Source organism: Desulfovibrio sp. (assembly GCF_018379785.1).
Taxonomy (GTDB): domain Bacteria; phylum Desulfobacterota; class Desulfovibrionia; order Desulfovibrionales; family Desulfovibrionaceae; genus Desulfovibrio.
In genome coordinates this window covers 26,994-42,698 of record NZ_JAGZUV010000046.1, presented here as the reverse complement: position 1 = coordinate 42,698, position 15,705 = coordinate 26,994, and the positions used below count along the sequence as shown (strand labels likewise).

The 15,705-nt window shown below is 62.3% G+C and carries 12 protein-coding genes; 7 read left to right on the top strand and 5 right to left on the bottom strand.

Going from position 1 to position 15,705, the window contains the following annotated elements:
- Window positions 1-334 precede the first annotated feature (334 nt).
- A complete protein-coding gene (locus tag KH208_RS10535) occupies window positions 335-1,975 on the top strand; it encodes a methyl-accepting chemotaxis protein (RefSeq protein WP_291436115.1) in 1,641 nt (546 codons plus the stop codon).
- A 194-nt stretch (window positions 1,976-2,169) separates the two neighbouring features.
- Here KH208_RS10535 and KH208_RS10530 read toward each other — a convergent pair whose 3' ends face one another.
- Window positions 2,170-3,009 (bottom strand): C-GCAxxG-C-C family (seleno)protein, encoded by an 840-nt coding sequence (locus KH208_RS10530; protein WP_291436113.1) that lies wholly within the window; start codon window positions 3,007-3,009, stop codon window positions 2,170-2,172.
- A 461-nt stretch (window positions 3,010-3,470) separates the two neighbouring features.
- On the opposite strand from KH208_RS10530, the gene dnaK reads away from it, so the two are divergent.
- From dnaK to gatA, 4 genes are all read left to right on the top strand, one after another.
- The gene (dnaK, locus tag KH208_RS10525; protein WP_291436111.1) at window positions 3,471-5,390 is read left to right on the top strand and encodes a molecular chaperone DnaK; all 1,920 of its coding nucleotides are present in this window, start codon (window positions 3,471-3,473) and stop codon (window positions 5,388-5,390) included.
- A 298-nt stretch (window positions 5,391-5,688) separates the two neighbouring features.
- Entirely contained in the window at window positions 5,689-7,095 is a 1,407-nt protein-coding gene (locus KH208_RS10520; RefSeq protein ID WP_291436109.1) for a hypothetical protein, read from the top strand.
- Window positions 7,096-7,121: 26 nt separating this feature from the next.
- A complete protein-coding gene (gene gatC / locus KH208_RS10515; protein WP_291436108.1) occupies window positions 7,122-7,418 on the top strand; it encodes an Asp-tRNA(Asn)/Glu-tRNA(Gln) amidotransferase subunit GatC in 297 nt (98 codons plus the stop codon).
- A 224-nt stretch (window positions 7,419-7,642) separates the two neighbouring features.
- Window positions 7,643-9,109 carry an Asp-tRNA(Asn)/Glu-tRNA(Gln) amidotransferase subunit GatA gene (gatA, locus tag KH208_RS10510; protein ID WP_291436106.1) on the top strand — a complete coding sequence of 489 codons (1,467 nt, stop codon included), beginning with the start codon at window positions 7,643-7,645 and terminating at the stop codon, window positions 9,107-9,109.
- A 192-nt stretch (window positions 9,110-9,301) separates the two neighbouring features.
- Here gatA and KH208_RS10505 read toward each other — a convergent pair whose 3' ends face one another.
- The 3 genes from KH208_RS10505 to KH208_RS10495 form a co-directional block, all read right to left on the bottom strand.
- Entirely contained in the window at window positions 9,302-10,588 is a 1,287-nt protein-coding gene (locus tag KH208_RS10505; protein WP_291436105.1) for a serine dehydratase subunit alpha family protein, read from the bottom strand.
- Window positions 10,589-10,617: 29 nt separating this feature from the next.
- A complete protein-coding gene (locus KH208_RS10500; RefSeq protein ID WP_291436104.1) occupies window positions 10,618-11,817 on the bottom strand; it encodes a dicarboxylate/amino acid:cation symporter in 1,200 nt (399 codons plus the stop codon).
- Between the two features lie 304 nt (window positions 11,818-12,121).
- Window positions 12,122-13,012: a M23 family metallopeptidase gene (locus KH208_RS10495; protein WP_291436102.1), complete on the bottom strand. Its 891-nt coding sequence runs from the start codon at window positions 13,010-13,012 to the stop codon at window positions 12,122-12,124.
- A gap of 235 nt (window positions 13,013-13,247) precedes the next feature.
- On the opposite strand from KH208_RS10495, the gene KH208_RS10490 reads away from it, so the two are divergent.
- Complete coding sequence (locus tag KH208_RS10490) at window positions 13,248-13,727, top strand: SMI1/KNR4 family protein (protein WP_291436100.1); 480 nt, start codon at window positions 13,248-13,250, stop codon at window positions 13,725-13,727.
- A gap of 367 nt (window positions 13,728-14,094) precedes the next feature.
- On the opposite strand, the gene KH208_RS10485 is transcribed toward KH208_RS10490, so the two are convergent.
- Window positions 14,095-14,874, bottom strand: coding sequence for a tRNA 2-thiocytidine biosynthesis TtcA family protein (locus KH208_RS10485; RefSeq protein ID WP_291436098.1), 780 nt, complete (start codon window positions 14,872-14,874; stop codon window positions 14,095-14,097).
- A gap of 286 nt (window positions 14,875-15,160) precedes the next feature.
- Here KH208_RS10485 and rpoZ point away from each other — a divergent pair, with 286 nt between their 5' ends.
- Window positions 15,161-15,400 carry a DNA-directed RNA polymerase subunit omega gene (gene rpoZ, locus KH208_RS10480; protein WP_291436095.1) on the top strand — a complete coding sequence of 80 codons (240 nt, stop codon included), beginning with the start codon at window positions 15,161-15,163 and terminating at the stop codon, window positions 15,398-15,400.
- The last annotated feature ends 305 nt before the right edge of the window (window positions 15,401-15,705 follow it).

Here is a 15,705-nt window from a genome sequence, read left to right as displayed (position 1 = left end):
GGGCTTGAACAAAGTGAAAGCCGGCGCCTTTAGACGCTGGCCGGTAACAAGCCCTTATAGGGCTGGAGCAAACCACCCGCTATGCGGGTGGTTTTGATTCTCTTTAAAGAAAGCGCCTGAAAAATACGCCTCCTGTCTGGACGCGAGCGCGTTCCTGCCGCATACTCATAAAAAAAATTCCTTGGTATCATGTTTTTCGGACATTGTCCGAAAAAGCACTTATCGGCAGCGATATGTTATTTGGGCTCCATGCCGGATCGGGCGACATGAGATGTCGTATCCCGCCGATTCAAACGGCCTTTGCTTCTGGGACCACAGCAGCCAAGGGGGTTTCATGCGTCTAAGGCTCAGCACTAAAATCATTATTGCGTTTGTCGTCGCCATGCTTCTGGCCTGGGCCGGTCTGCTGGTCATCGGTTACGCCCTGGTAGGACAACCTTTCCATGAATTGCTGCGTTTCCAGCAAAGCCTGGAGGCCACCGAGCTGATCGCGAGCTCCGCGCGTGAAAGCCTGCTGTACAGCCTGGTGTTCATCGCGCTCATCGCGGTTGTGGGCGGCGTGTTCATCCACCGCCGGCTCAATCCCATTTACACTCTGGTGGCCTATGCCGACGCCGTGAGCCGGGGCGAAGAGCGGGAACTGGAATTTTACCGCGCGGACTGTCTCGGCCATCTGGCCGAATCCCTGCGGAATATGGTCGGCAAGCTGCGCCAGCAGGCCCACTGGTATGAGAGCATTCTCAACAGCATACCCTACTCCGTGACCGTCACGGATATGGACATGCACTGGACCTTCTGTAATACGGCGGCGCTCAAATCCATGGGCAAGACCTCGCCCGCCGAGATTCTGGGGCGGCATTGCTCGACCCGCAAGGGCAATCTCTGCGACACCCCCAACTGCGGCATTGAATGCCTGCGCCGGGGGCAGCATACGGTCATCAACCATATGCCCAACGGCAAGGCCATGAAAATGGTCATCCACTATCTGCTCGATCCCCAGGGCACGCCTGTGGGTCATGTGGAAATGGGCATGGACGTCACCGAGGAACTGCGCCTGAAGCAGGTGGAAGACAACTCCAGACGCACCCGCATTTCCGTGAACGCCCGTCTGAAAAGCGTGGTGACCGGGCTCAACGCCGCGGCCGAAGCCCTCAGCGCCCAACTGGGCGACACCAAGGCCAAAAGCGATCAAGTGGCCGAGCGCATGGCGGAAACCGCCACGGCCATGGAGGAAATGAACTCCACCGTGCTGGAAGTGGCGGGCAATGCCGAAAGCGCGGCCCAATCCTCGGCCTCGGTGCAGGAAAGGGCCCAGGGCGGCACGGACCTCATGCTGCGCACCATCGAGAATATCAAATCCGTGCAGGAACGCTCTTTGGGCCTGAAACAGGTGCTCACCCTGATCCGCGACATCGCGGACCAGACCAACCTGCTGGCGCTCAACGCGGCCATTGAGGCGGCCCGCGCGGGCGAGGCCGGGCGCGGCTTTGCCGTGGTGGCCGACGAAGTGCGCAAGCTGGCCGAAAAGACCATGAACGCCACTCGCGAAGTGGAATCCGCCATTGAGGCCATCCAGCAGGGTACGGACAAAAGCGCCGCCACGGTGGAGGACGCCGTGGCCGCCATTGAGGAAGTGACCGGCATGGCCCAGGATTCAGGCCGTTCGCTCGAAGAAATTTCCGCCCTGGCCGAGGATTCCAGCAGCCGCGCGGCGGCCATCGCCACCGCCGCCACGGAGCAGTCCGCCGCCGCCGAGGAAATCAACCGGCATATTTCCGATGTAAACGTCCTGAGCGCCACCATGGCCGAAGCCATGAAAAAGGCCGCCCTGGAAGTGCGGGAAATGACGGATCAAGCCCATTCCCTCAAAGAACTGCTGAATGAAATCCGCGTGGAGGAAACCGAAACAGCCGCCGCCTTGCATAGTGAAGAAGGGCCGCGCGAACTCAACGCATCCTCCGATCCGGCTGCCTGACCGGCGGCCGTTGCCGCAACGTCGTCCATAAGCAGCGGAAGAGGCCGGAGCATTGCTCCGGCCTCTTGCTTTCCGTCAAGGAAAACAAATTGTTGCGGGGGGAGTATACTCTGGCCTCAGCCGTTGCAGCGGAGTTGCATACGGATGAGGCCAGAGAGCGACGGATAAAGACAACACCGATGGGGCAGCAGCTCCTACGGGTGGTCCTTGAACTTGTCCGCCACAGCCTTGCCGCCGCTGTGGCAGGGGGTACAGTCCATAACGCCCTTGCCCCAGTTGGCCTCGTTGCCCTTGGTCATGTGGCATTCGCCGCAACCGGCCACAGCTTTCCGGATCGGGAACGTCCCCTTGTAATTCTTGCCCTGCTCGATCTTGGCATTCATGATTTCAATGGCCTTGCGGCAGACATCGGCGGTAAGGCGGCCGCAGCGTTCGCTGCGCTGTTTGCTGTTGGCCTCAATCTTGTTTTGGTAACACCATTTGGATACTGAAATGTGGCAGAGCACGGAATCCGAAACGCCGGCGGGCAGGGTTCCCTTGAAGCCCGTGGCCGCGTCGCCCGGATTGTAGATGGGCAGAGCCGTGGCTTCATACCAGCGGAACAGCTCGTTGACCATGGGGGTGCGCTCCTTGCGGCCCCAGAACAGGGCGAAGGCCGCCGCCGCGCCGTAGAGCGCGCCGCAGATGGTTCCCCAGTCGGAAATGCCGCCCTTGTTGGCTTCCAGCATGGCAAAGGGAAACTGGTTGTACGGCGCGCCGAATTTCTCGCCCATCATGCCGATGATGCCGTAAAACGTGCCGTAACCGCAGGCATAGCCCTTGTGCCAGTAGCCTTCATAGGCCACTGGCGCGCATTCGTCCGCATTGAGTTTGTGCGGCTGCCAGCCGAACTCGCCGCCCACCTGGGCGAAACGCGCGCCGGGAGCGGGCGCGGCCTGCGGCGCGGCAAGAGCCGGAGCGACCAGCCCCGCCATGGCGCCGCCCACGGCCAATCCCCCCAGGCCGCAGAGCAAATGCCGTCTGTTGCTGTCCATATGTCCTCCTTTGCGACAATCCCGTTTATATTGTTAAAAAAATCACTAACACCGTGCCGCAAATGGCGTCAACGGAATCCCCACGGAAAACAGGTTTTTTTGTAAAAATTTTCCGCCCGGCACTGGACGCGGCCGAAGAAGGACTTACTTTATTCTCCGCGCGGCATGGCCGCCTGAAACTTTGTATTTTCAACGTCCGCCGGCAGCCCCGGAACAGGCGGATTCGCCCGGGTCGGCAGCCTGACGGAAGAGAGCGCCGACGCCGTCCGCGGCGCGGGAAATATGACTTCGACAAGGCTTAGAGCATTTCACCTTTGAAACGCTCTAACGCCGAACCCGGTGAGGCGCGCCGCGAAGCGGCGCGGATTCCGGCAAAACCGCGTTTTTGCCGGAATGCCCCTTTGAAACATGTAAGGTTTCAAAGGTAATATGCTCTAGATTTCCCTGAGGAGGATACACATATGTCCAAAATCATCGGTATTGACCTGGGTACCACAAACTCCTGCGTTTACGTCATGGAGGGCAAGGACCCCAAATGCATCACCAATCCCGAAGGCGGCCGCACCACCCCTTCGGTGGTCGCCTTTACCGACAAGGAACGGCTGGTGGGCGAAATCGCCAAACGCCAGGCCGTGACCAACCCCAAACGTACCATTTTCGCCATCAAGCGCCTGATGGGCCGCAAATACGACAGCCCTGAAGTTGAACGCTGGAAAGAGCATTCCCCCTATCTCATCACCAAGGCCCCCAATGACGACGCCGGGGTGGAAGTGGACGGCCGCATCTACAGCGCGCCTGAAATCTCGGCCATGATCCTGGCCAAGCTCAAGGCCGACGCCGAAGCCTATCTGGGCGAGCCGGTCACCGAAGCGGTGATCACCGTGCCCGCCTACTTCAACGACGCCCAGCGCCAGGCCACCAAGGACGCGGGCCGCATCGCCGGCCTGGAAGTCAAGCGCATCATCAACGAACCCACGGCCGCCTCCCTGGCCTACGGTTCGGACAAAAAAGCCAATGAAAAGATCGCCGTCTTCGACCTGGGCGGCGGCACCTTTGATATTTCCATTCTGGAAGTGGGCGACAACGTCGTGGAAGTGCGCGCCACCAACGGCGACACCTTCCTGGGCGGCGAGGACTTCGACCAGCGTATCATCAACTGGCTGGTGGAAGAATTCAAAAAGGAAAACGGCATCGATCTGTCCAAGGACAGCATGGCCCTCCAGCGCCTGAAAGAAGCCGCGGAAAAGGCCAAGAAAGACCTGTCCACGGCCATGGAGACCGAGATCAACCTGCCCTTCATCACCGCCGACCAGAACGGCCCCAAGCATCTTCTGATCAAGCTCAGCCGGGCCAAGCTGGAATCCCTGGTCAGCGATCTTGCGGATCGTACCATTGAGCCCTGCAACAAGGCTCTGACCGATGCCGGCCTTGACCCCAACCAGATCGACGAAGTCATCCTGGTCGGCGGCATGACCCGTATGCCTCTGATCCAGCAGGTGGTGGGCAAATTCTTCGGCAAGGAGCCCAACCGCTCGGTGAACCCCGACGAAGTCGTGGCCATGGGCGCCGCCATCCAGGGCGGCATCCTCACCGGCGACGTGAAGGACGTGCTGCTGCTCGACGTGACGCCGCTCTCCCTGGGCATTGAAACCATGGGCGGCGTGTTCACCAAGCTTATTGAGCGCAATACCACCATCCCCACGCGCAAGAGCCAGATATTCACCACGGCGGCGGACAACCAGCCCTCGGTGTCCATCCACGTGCTCCAGGGCGAACGGCCCATGGCCAACGACAACATGACCCTGGCCCGCTTCGACCTCACCGGCATTCCGCCGGCCCCGCGCGGCGTGCCGCAGATCGAGGTTTCCTTTGACATCGACGCCAACGGCATCGTCAACGTCTCGGCCAAGGACATGGGCACCGGCAAGGAACAGTCCATCAAGATCACGGCTTCCTCCGGCCTGTCCGAGCAGGATATCCAGCGTCTGGTGCGCGAGGCCGAAGCCCACGCCAGCGACGACAAAAAGAAGCAGGAGATCATTGAGGCCCGCAACCATGCCGACAGCCTGATCTACGGCACGGAAAAATCCCTGGCCGACCTGGGCGACAAGGCCGACGCCGCCGTGAAGAGCGACATTGAAGGCAAAATCGCCTCCCTGCGCAAGCTCATGGAAGGCGAAGACGCCGCAGCCATCAAGAACGCCACCGAGGAACTGGCCAAGGCTTCGCACAAGCTGGCCGAACAGCTCTACCAGCAGCAGGCCCAGCAGAACGCCGGGGCCGCGGGCGGCCAGCCCGGTCCTGACGCCGGAGCGGGCGCTTCCTCCGCCGGCGGCAACGACGACGTGGTGGACGCCGATTACACTGAAGTAAAGAAATAAGAACCCCTTTGGCGGCACAGGATTTTGTTCGCCTGTCAGGAAGATAAGCCCGCTTTTCTGACCCGGCAGCAAGGAAAAAGACAGAGTGCCGGGTTGCCCGGCTTGCCAGTATTCCTGTGCTGTACTAAAAAGGTCTGACCATAAAAGGTCAGGCCTTTTTTATTTTCGGAGGAGCCGCCATGCGTAGCCTGCGTCATTTTTTGCGTTTCTGTCCCCCCGCCCCGCTGATCGCGGCCTTTTTCAACCTGGCCGCCTGCCGCCGGGGACCACTGCCGTACCGGGCGGGCAGGTAGCGCCTATGTCCGTCCGCCCGACTTTTTTCCCCCGGCATGCTTTCCCGCGGCCGGCCCTTGTTCTGCCCGTGCTGCTCATGCTGGCAGCCTGCCAGATGCCCTTCGGCAAACGCGATACCGCGCCGGTCAGACCCGCCACGCCCGCCGCGGCCCAGGGCCCCTGCGTGGTCCTGGCTCTGCCCGCCTCGGGCCCGTACGCGCCCATCGGCGGCAAGATCAGCCGAGGCGCGGGTCTGGCCCGTCAGGAACTGGCCGCCGACGGCATCAAGATACGTCTGGAAACCGTGAACACCGAAGCCCCGGACTGGCTGAGCAGGCTGTCGGCCCTGCCCCCGGAATGCGCTGTGGTGGGCGGGCCGCTGCAGGCCCGCAACTATGCCCAGGCCCGCTCCGCCGGAGCCGTGGACCAACGGGCCTTTTTCACCTTCCTGCCCAGTCTGGAGCAGGGCGACGAGGGCGCGCGCGCCTGGCGCTTTTTTCCCAGCCCGCAGGACCAGATCGACGCCCTGATCAGCTTTGCCACAAACGATCTGAACATCCGCACCTACGGCGCCTTCTACCCCACGGACGCCTACGGCGCGCGCATGACCGGCATGCTGGAGCAGAGCCTCGCCGGCCAGAACATGGTGCTGCACAAGGCCTCCTATGATCCGGCGGACGTCAGTTCCTGGAGTACCGCCGTGGCCCCGCTGATCAACGCCACCCAGGCCGAGGGCAGCAGCACGCCCGTGCCCCAGACCGCCTTTGAGGCCCTCTTCCTGCCCGATTCCTGGAAAAGCATGGACATGCTGACAACCAGCCTGCTCTATAACGGAGAAGACCGCCTGGTGCTGCTGGGCACAACCCTCTGGGAGCAGAGCCTGTCCGGCAAGATAGTGCCCAATGCGGAAAAATACGCGTTGGCCGTGTTTCCCGGCGCGTGGAACGCGGCGCGTGCCCCGCGCGCCCTGCAGGCGCCGGGCAACGACTTCTGGGTGGCCCTGGGCTATGATTTCACCCGTTTCGCCGTCAACCTGGGGCTGAATTCACGCCTGAGCGCGCCGGAAATCACTGCCAGGGCCGGGCGCGCAACGCAGATGATCCGGGCCATGGCCCCCATCACCTGGGACAGCACGGGCGTGGCCCATCAGCAGCTCTTCATCTTCCAGGCCTCGCCCACGGGCATGACGCCGCTGGACTTGGGGCAATTCCAGCAGACCCGCGCCGCCGTGCTGCAACGTGCCGCGCTGCGCATGCAGGGCCTGCCCGCCGTGGACGCCGAGGGCAACCCCCTGGTGCCCGGCCTGCCGCCCGCCGCCGGGCAGACGCCGGACCAGAGCGGAACGGTCCAGCCCGGCGCGACGCCGTCGGCGCTGCCCCTGAGCAGCACGCCGCAACCTTCGTACAAACTGCGCCTGCCCACGCGGCGCTGAGACCGAACACGGAATAAGGATTGACCATGGCAGAACCTAACAACATCAGCCGGGAGGAAGTGGCGCACATGGCTGCGCTTTCCCGGCTGCGCGTCAGCGACGAGGAACAGAAACTCTTCGCCCGCCAGTTCGGGGACATTCTGGGCTACATGGATGTGCTCGCCCGGGTGAACACCGAGAATGTGGACCCCTTGTACAGCCCGGTGCAACACGCGGCCGAGGGCCGCGAGGACCGGGCCGTCAACCGGCGCTCGCGCGAGGAAGTGCTGGCCAACGCGCCGGAAGCGGACGGGGAATACTTCATCGTCCCACGGATCGTATAGAATAAATTTCGCGGACCTTGTTTGCTTCGTTTCACAAGGCCGGGCATTTTAGAGCGTTTTGATATTGAAAATATCTCAACGCGCGGTGCGGATTTTCACGGAAAATCCGCACCGCGAAATTATCGCAAGGCGAGTTTACTTTGCCGTTAAGCGATAATTTCAAGCGCAAAATGCTCTAACAGTACAGGGCAATTTTATTGTAAGAATGCTCTAAGGACGTTTACATGACCGAGATCTGTTCGCTTTCGCTCACGGCTGTTGCCGGGGCTTTGCAGAAAAAGGAAATCAGCGCCGAGGAAGCCGCGCGGGCCTGCCTGACGCGCATGGAGGCCACGGAACCCCGGATTGCCGCCATGCTGCGCGTGGACGCGGAAGGCGCGCTGGCGCGCGCCCGTGAGCTGGACGCGGCCGGGCCGGACCCGGCCCAACCGCTCTGGGGCGTGCCCGTGACCGTCAAGGACGCCTTGTCCACCAAAGGGCTGCCCACCACGGCGGGTTCGCGTATTCTGGAAGGATTTGTGCCCGTCTACGACGCCTTTGCCGTGGAAAAACTGCGCCGGGCCGGAGCCGTGCTGCTGGGCAAGGCCAACCTGGACGAATTCGCCATGGGTTCGGGCACGGAAAATTCCGCCTACCAGAAAACCCGCAACCCCTGGAACACGGCCAAGGTGCCGGGCGGCTCCTCCGGCGGTTCGGCGGCCTCGGTGGCGGCCGGGCAGTGCTTCGCCTCGCTGGGTACGGATACGGGCGGCTCCATCCGCCAGCCCGCCTCGTTCTGCGGCTGCGTGGGCCTCAAGCCCACCTACGGCAGGGTGTCCCGCTACGGGCTCATCGCCTACGGCTCGTCCCTGGACCAGATCGGTCCCCTGACCCGCTCGGTGGAAGACTGCGCCCGCGTGCTTTCGGTTATTGCCGGACACGACCCGCGCGACGGCACCTGCGATCCCCGGCCCGTGGAAGACTACGCGGCGGCCCTGCTCGGGAACGGCGCGGACCTCAAGGGCATCCGCCTGGGCCTGCCCAAAGAATTCTTCGGCGACGGTCTGGCTCCGGAAGTGCGCGCGGCCTGCGAAACAGCCCTGGCGCGCGCGCGGGAGCTGGGCGCGGAACCGGTGGAAGTGAGCCTGCCGCATACCGACGCGGCCATCGCCACCTACTATATCATCGCCATGGCCGAGGCCAGTTCCAATCTGGCCCGCTTTGACGGCGTGCGCTACGGCCGCCGCGCTCCGGACGTTAAAAATCTGGAAGAACTCTACGTCAAATCCCGTTCCGAAGGCTTCGGCCAGGAAGTCAAACGCCGGATCATGCTCGGAGCCTATGTGCTCTCATCCGGTTATTATGACGCCTATTACCGCAAAGCCGCCCAGGTGCGCCGCCTGATCCGCGATGAATACCTGGCCGCCCTGGAGCAGTGCGACGTCCTCTGCGCCCCGGTCTCGCCGGTGACGGCCTGGGATCTGGGCAGCCATGCCGCCGATCCGCTGCAGGCCTATCTCATGGACGCCTATACCCTGTCCCTGAATCTGGCGGGCCTGCCCGGCCTGTCCCTGCCCGTGGGCCTGGGCGCGGAAAGCAAGATGCCCGTGGGCCTGCAACTCATCGGCCCGGCCTTCGGCGAAGCCCGCCTTCTGGGCATCGGGCATGCCCTGGAGCGGGCCCTGCCGGGCATCGGGCAACCCAGGATATAGTTCTCCACTATAAAACAAACACAAGCAGCCCGGAGGCTCTCACTTCCGGGCTGCTTTTTCACTTTCGCTATGGGAATTTTGCCCGCCAGCAAGGAAAACAAACTTTTTATGACGAGAGCGTACTCTTATCGTACGCGATCGGAATAAAAAGCGACGTTTGGCGCAGCTGGCGGGCAAAATTCCCATAGCGGCCTATTTTTTATGCAGCATGATGTCCAGAATCACCTTGTCCGTCTCGCGCATGCCCGTGGAGCCCAGACGACCCAGATTGGCGATGCAGATTTCAATGTCCTCGTCCACGATGCCTTCGTTGCCGGGCACGGCGGAACCCTCCATGGCCAGCATCACGGCCTGGATGCCCGCTCCCACGGCCGAAGCGACCTTGAGCGCGCAGGAACTCTTGGCCCCGTCGCAGATCATGCCCGCGATGTTGCCCACCATGTTGCGCACGGTCATTTCCATTTCCTTCAGCCCGCCGCCCAGGAGCATGGCAATGCCGCAGGCTGCGGCCGTGCCCGCCACCATGGCCCCGCAGTGAGCCGAAAGCCGCCCGAGATGGTGCTTGATGTGGATGGACGTGAGATGGCTCATGATCAGGGCGCGGGCCAGCTCCTCGTCGCTCTTTTCCTGGCGGATGGCGCAGGCCACCACCGGCATGGTGCAGGTGATGCCCTGATTGCCGCTGCCGGAATTGCTCATGACCGGCATCATCACCCCGGCCATGCGCGCGTCCGCCGCGGCCGCCGTGAGTTTGACCGCGAAGGTGGGCATGTCGTCGGCCAGGATGCGCCGCCGCACCTGGGCGTCCATGCTTTTGCCCACGGCCAGACCGTACTGGCGGGTCAGGCCTTCCTCGGCCACCCGGCGGTTCATGCGCGCGGCCTCCAGAATGAAGGCAATATCCTCCAGCGGGGCCGTGGCCGCGAAGTTGTAAATACCGGCCAGCGTCAGAGGCCAGTCCTCTCCGGCGGCGCGCCGGTTTCCCTCCCCGGCGGCGTCTTCTTTCTCGAAGATCAGCTCACCGTCGCGCCAGACCCTGGTGATATTGGCGTGGCTGTCCCGCAACTCGGCCTTGGCCGTATGCCCCGCAGCCGCGGCGGTCACCGTGCAGTACAGCAGCAGATCATTGCCCGGCAGCTTCAGTTCCACCTGACCGGCCTTGAGCATGGCCCCGGCCGCTTCCACCTGGACAGGCGTCAGGTCCCGCAGGCATTCCAGCCCCAGGGCGCTCTTGCCGCCCAGCGCGCCCGCCGCCGCCGCTATGTTCAGGCCCATCTCGCCGGTGCCGGGCACCATGACGCCCATGCCGTTCTTGAGCAGATTGGCGCTGACCTCCACACAGAGGCGCTCCGGCACGGCTCCCAGAGCTTCAGCGGCCCTGGCCGCCGTGAGGGCCACGGCGATAGGCTCGGTACACCCCAGGGCGGGCACCACCTCTTGGTGGATCAGATCAAGAAAGGCTTGTTTGGACGGGCTCATGCGTTCTCCCCAGTGCCTAATTTTTACGATCAAACACCAGGCTCCGAGTGCTGCAAGGGCCCCAATTCGCCGTGACGGTTGAAGATGCCGTCCAGCATAAGGGTCAGAGCGCCGTCGCCGGTGACGTTGCAGGCCGTGCCGAAGCTGTCCTGCAGGGCGAAAATGGCGATGAGCAGGGCTACGCCGGTCTGGTCAAAGCCCAGCACGCCGGTCACGATGCCCAGCGAGGCCACCACTGTGCCGCCGGGCACGCCGGGCGCGCCCACGGCGAAAATCCCCAGGAGCACGCAGAACAGCAGCATGGTGCCCACCGAGGGCAACGTGCCGTAAAGGATCAGACTGATGGTCATACAGAAAAAAGTCTCCGTGAGCACCGAGCCGCAGAGGTGCACGGTGGCGCCCAGCGGCACCATGAATTCCACCATGGTCCGGCTGAGCACCGGCGAACGGCGCGCGCACTCCAGGGCCACGGGCAGGGTGGCGGCGCTGGACATGGTGCCCACGGCGGTAAGATAGGCGGGCGTATAATAGCGGAAGACCTGGGAGGGATTGCGGCCCGACAGAAGCCCGGCGATGCCGTACAAGACGGTCAGCCAGATAAAGTGGCCGAAGATCACCAGAACCACCATGGTCACGAAAATGGGCAGATGCTTGGTCAGCGAGCCTTCATAGGCCAGGCCCATGAAGGAAAGGCCCACGAAAAAAGGCAGAATGGGGATCAGCACCCGCGTCACCAGCCAAGTCATGATCCGTTCCAGTTCGGCAAAGACCTTGCCCAGGGTTTCCGACTTGGTCCAGGCGATGGCCACGCCGAAAAACAGGGCCGTGACCAGGGCGCTCATGACGCTGAACAGCGGCGGAATGTCCAGGCGGAAGACCATTTCCGGCAGCTTTCGCAGGGTCTCCGTTTCCGTGGCGATGGACAGATGGGGAATGACCAGATAGCCCGAGGTCATGGAAAACAGGGCCGCGCCCAGTGAGGAGGCATAGGCCAGACAGACGGCCGCCACCAGGATCTTGCTGGCGTTCTGCCCCAGGCGCACGATGGCCGGGGTAATGAAGCCCACAATGACCAGCGGCACCAGGAAGAAAATGATCTGGCCGAAAATATGCCGCAGCGACACCACCACGTCCATGACGGCCTCATTGGCCACAAAGCCCAGCAGCGCGCCGAGCACAAGCCCGGCCAGCAACTTGAGGATGAGCGAAATATCACCGATCTTGGCCATCCTGATCCTCCGCAAAGTTGAATAAAATACACGCCCAAGGGCAATTCAACTTTGAAGAGTGAATTGCTCTGGTGGCCGCGTAAACTGACACCTGCGCCCGAGTGCAAGGAAAAACCGCGTTTTCCGCAGCACGCGAGCGGCATAGAGTTTGAAATGTGCACATTTCAAACGCAAAATGCTGTAGGACGCGGATACGCGCGGACCGTGCCGACAGCGTACTGTTTACTATACGCCAGGGCCGCCCTGTTCCGCAATAGCCAAAGCTATACATAAATATAAGGAGACACGAAAGCGGAGGCGGGGGCTACTCCAGAATATAGCGCATGGGATTCACGGGCACGCCGTTGAGCCGCACCTCGTAATGCAGGTGCGGGCCGGTAGTGCGCCCGCTCATGCCGATATAGCCGATGATCTCGCCGCGTTTGACCCATTGGCCGGGCTGCACGGCCCAGCGCTGCATGTGCCCGTACTTGGTGACAATGCCGCCGCCGTGGTTGATTTCCACACTGTTGCCGTAGGCGCCGTCGCGAGCGGCCAGAATCACCGCGCCCTGGGCCGGGGCCAGAACAGGCGTGCCCATGCGGTTGCTGATGTCCAGGCCCTTGTGGAACTGGCCTCCGCCGCCGAAGGGCGAGGAACGTCCGCCGAAACTGGATGAGATAAAGCCCACCACCGGCCAGATGGACGGCATGGAGGCCAGGGCGTCGCGGTTTTCGCGCAGGGCGCGCAAAAGATCCTGCTGGCGCACTTCTTCCAGGCGTACGGATTCGGAAAGGCGGGAAAGAAAATCCTGCATCTTGCGCGCGGCCAGTTCCTGCCGGTGCAAGGGCAGATAGGCGCGCGAAAAGTCGCCGGGCGCGCCGCCCACTTCGGCCGGGTCCTTTTCCATGTTCATCATCATCCGCAGCTTGGAATCAAAGCGCTGCACGCGCTGCAAATCCTGGCTGACGCCGGTGATCCGCCCGGCCAGATTGACGATCTGGCGGCGCTGCTCCTCAATGACCCGCTGGGCGTTGTTCAGGTTTTGGTCCAGATGGCGCGCCTGGAGCCAGGCCCGCCAGAGCCAGACGTTGCAGGCGATCAAGGCCAGGATCAGCAGGCCGGCCGTGAAGCCGAACCAGCCGCGCATCCGCAGATTGCGGCTGCCGCTGCGCCCTTCCTTGAAGATGACGATGTGGTATTTGCCGAACAGCATGGAGCGAATAGTTTAGGGTGCGCTCCGGCCCCTGTCAATGCGCGGGCGGTAAATGATTCTCCGGACTTGCCCCGCGCGGGGGGCGGTACATCCTTCATCCATGCGGCGTACTCCCCAAGTCATGAGATTCCGCCCCGCCGGGCGGCTCTCCCATTGCTGACAATGCGGCGGCAGACGTGTATGGTTCTTCTCGCGGTTCGCGTTGCATCGCATCCGCAGCAAGGAGAAAAAGCTCATGCCGGAAAATACCCCCACGTCCCCCGCTTCTTCCGTTGCCGACGCTTCCAACGCTCCTGAGGATCCGGCGAAGCGGGCCTTGCAGGCTCTGCTGCCCGAATTCTACGCGGCCGTGGGCGGATTTGAGGACCTGAAGGCCGCGCCGGGTCTCAGCCCGGAGGCGGTGGCGGCTTTGGAGAAAAAGCTGGAGTTCGGTTTTTCCAAAGAACTCAGGGAGCTGCTCACGCACTGCGCCGTCGTCTCCATGGCGGGCCTGTCCGTGAAGGCCGACGAGTTCGGCCCCATCGTCATGCCCGGCTCGGACGCTCTGATCATCGGCGAATTTTATCTTTATAATCCCGGCGACCGCCTGCTCATGCTGCCCGACGATCCGGCGGTCTACTATCTGGAGCAGCGCAACGGGGCCATTACCAAAATGGCCGACGGCGTGCTCAACTTTTTCAACAAAACGCTGGTGAAATACCTATACTCGGACTAGGAGTTGTTCTAAATCAGGGAGTTTTGCCTTTCCAGCGAGGAAAACGAGCTTTTTACGACGGGAGTATACTTTTGCCTCAGTCGTTGCAGCGAAGCTGCTCACGAATGGGGACAGCAGCGATCCGGTATTCGACCAGAGTGAAAAGCGACGTTTGACGAAGCTGGAAGGTAAAAGAACCAATTTAGAAACAGCTCCTAGAGCAGATTACCTTTGAAACGCTTTGCGTTTCAAAGGCTCATTCAGCCGAAGAACGCGATATTCGGCGTTAGAGCATTTCAAAGTTGAAATACTCTGAATCCGGTCTTGACGCCGGTTCCTGCGGCCTGTCGCCCATCTGAAAATAATGTTCGCCGGATGGCGCTCCCGCTCAGCGCGCCACGTTCTCCGCTCCGCCGTCCTGATCCCCGGGCCGACTGTTTTTATCCAGCTGCCAGCGGATCAGGCCGTTAAATATGCTGCGGCGGGCATCCTTGGTCAGGCCGTAAAGGCCGGACAAGGTTTCGGCCATGGCGCTGCGCGCCGTGCGTCCGGCGGAAGGGCAGGCATTGGCCCAGACCGGCAGTTCCCACTGCCGGGCGGCCTTGAGGATGTACTTCTTTTCCACCAGCAGGAGCGGCCGGATCAGGCGCAGCCCGCCGTTGAAAAAGGGCTCGCACATGCTCATGCCGTCCACCCGGCCGTTGCGGCAGAGATTCAGAAAAAACGTCTCCACCAGGTCCTCGGCGTTGTGACCCAGGGCCAGATGGGTCAGGCCGTAGCGCGCGCAGAGCTCGAACAGGCGTTTGCGCCGCAGCCAGGCGCAACGAAAGCAGGCCGAGCGGCGCAAGTTCTGTTCCGAATGGGCCTGTGGTCCGTAATCCGTCACTTCCAGATGGGCGGGAATGCCCTCGCGGGCCAGCCAGGGCAGCAGGGCGGCGTGACTGTGCGGATCAAAACCGGGATTGAGATGCACGGCCATGAGCTCGAAGCGGAAGGGCACGATGCCCTGACGGATTTTCAGGGTCTTGAGCAGCACAAAGCTGTCCACGCCGCCGGATACGGCCACGCCCACCCGGCAGCCGGGCCAGAGCATGCCGGTTTTCTGCATGGCCTTGCCCGCGCTTTTGACGCAGACCTCCTGGGCGAAAGAGCGTTTTTCGCGGCTCACGGGCGATCCACCCTCTGGCCCGGCGGTACGGACGGCTTTTTCAAGGCCGCGAACAGACAGACAAAACGCATGGCTCCTCCGAAAAACGCCGGACGTCCGGCGGCGGTTGGTCCTTGACAGATCGTGATCCACCCTCTATCATATCTTATTTCAGCAGGCAAAGCTTCAGCATTCAGGCGCATTCGTTCGCCCGCCCTCTTTACAACAGGCCGGGCGGTATTATTTTTCAACCGGATTTCCCGGAACAGAGGTCGGCGCGCCAAGGTCGGCCGGACACGGAGGCAGCATGGCCCGTATTACTGTGGAAGATTGTCAGGAACGCGTGGACAACCGTTTCTTGTTGGTGCAGATGGCCATCAAACGCGTGCATCAGTACCGTGAAGGGTATGAACCCCTGCTGGAAACGCGCAACAAGGAAGTGGTCACCGCCCTGCGTGAAATCGCCGCTGGCAAGGTTATGCCGGACGACAAAAGTCTGTACAACCCCCTGTCCGACGGGCAGGACGTGCCCAATACCGAGGGTTAGCGGAGTCAGATTCGCGTGCCCCTTCTGTCCCCCGGTCCGCGCGGCGAACCGGGGGACAGACGTCAGCATCGGGCGCGCCGCCTTACCGGAACCACAGCCTTTTACGTTTGAAATGTCGCACACTTCAAACTCTACGCCGCCCGTGTGCCGCGGAAGCGGCAGCCGTTGGGGAGTCTTCGAGCCGTACGGATGCGGTTCAGCACTGCCGCCGATACCCGTAAGCCCTTTTGGGCCAGCGGGCACGGCTGCCCGCCTCCGGCAGCTTCCTCGCACTTGGGCGCGGATGTCCGCTCATGCGGCCACCT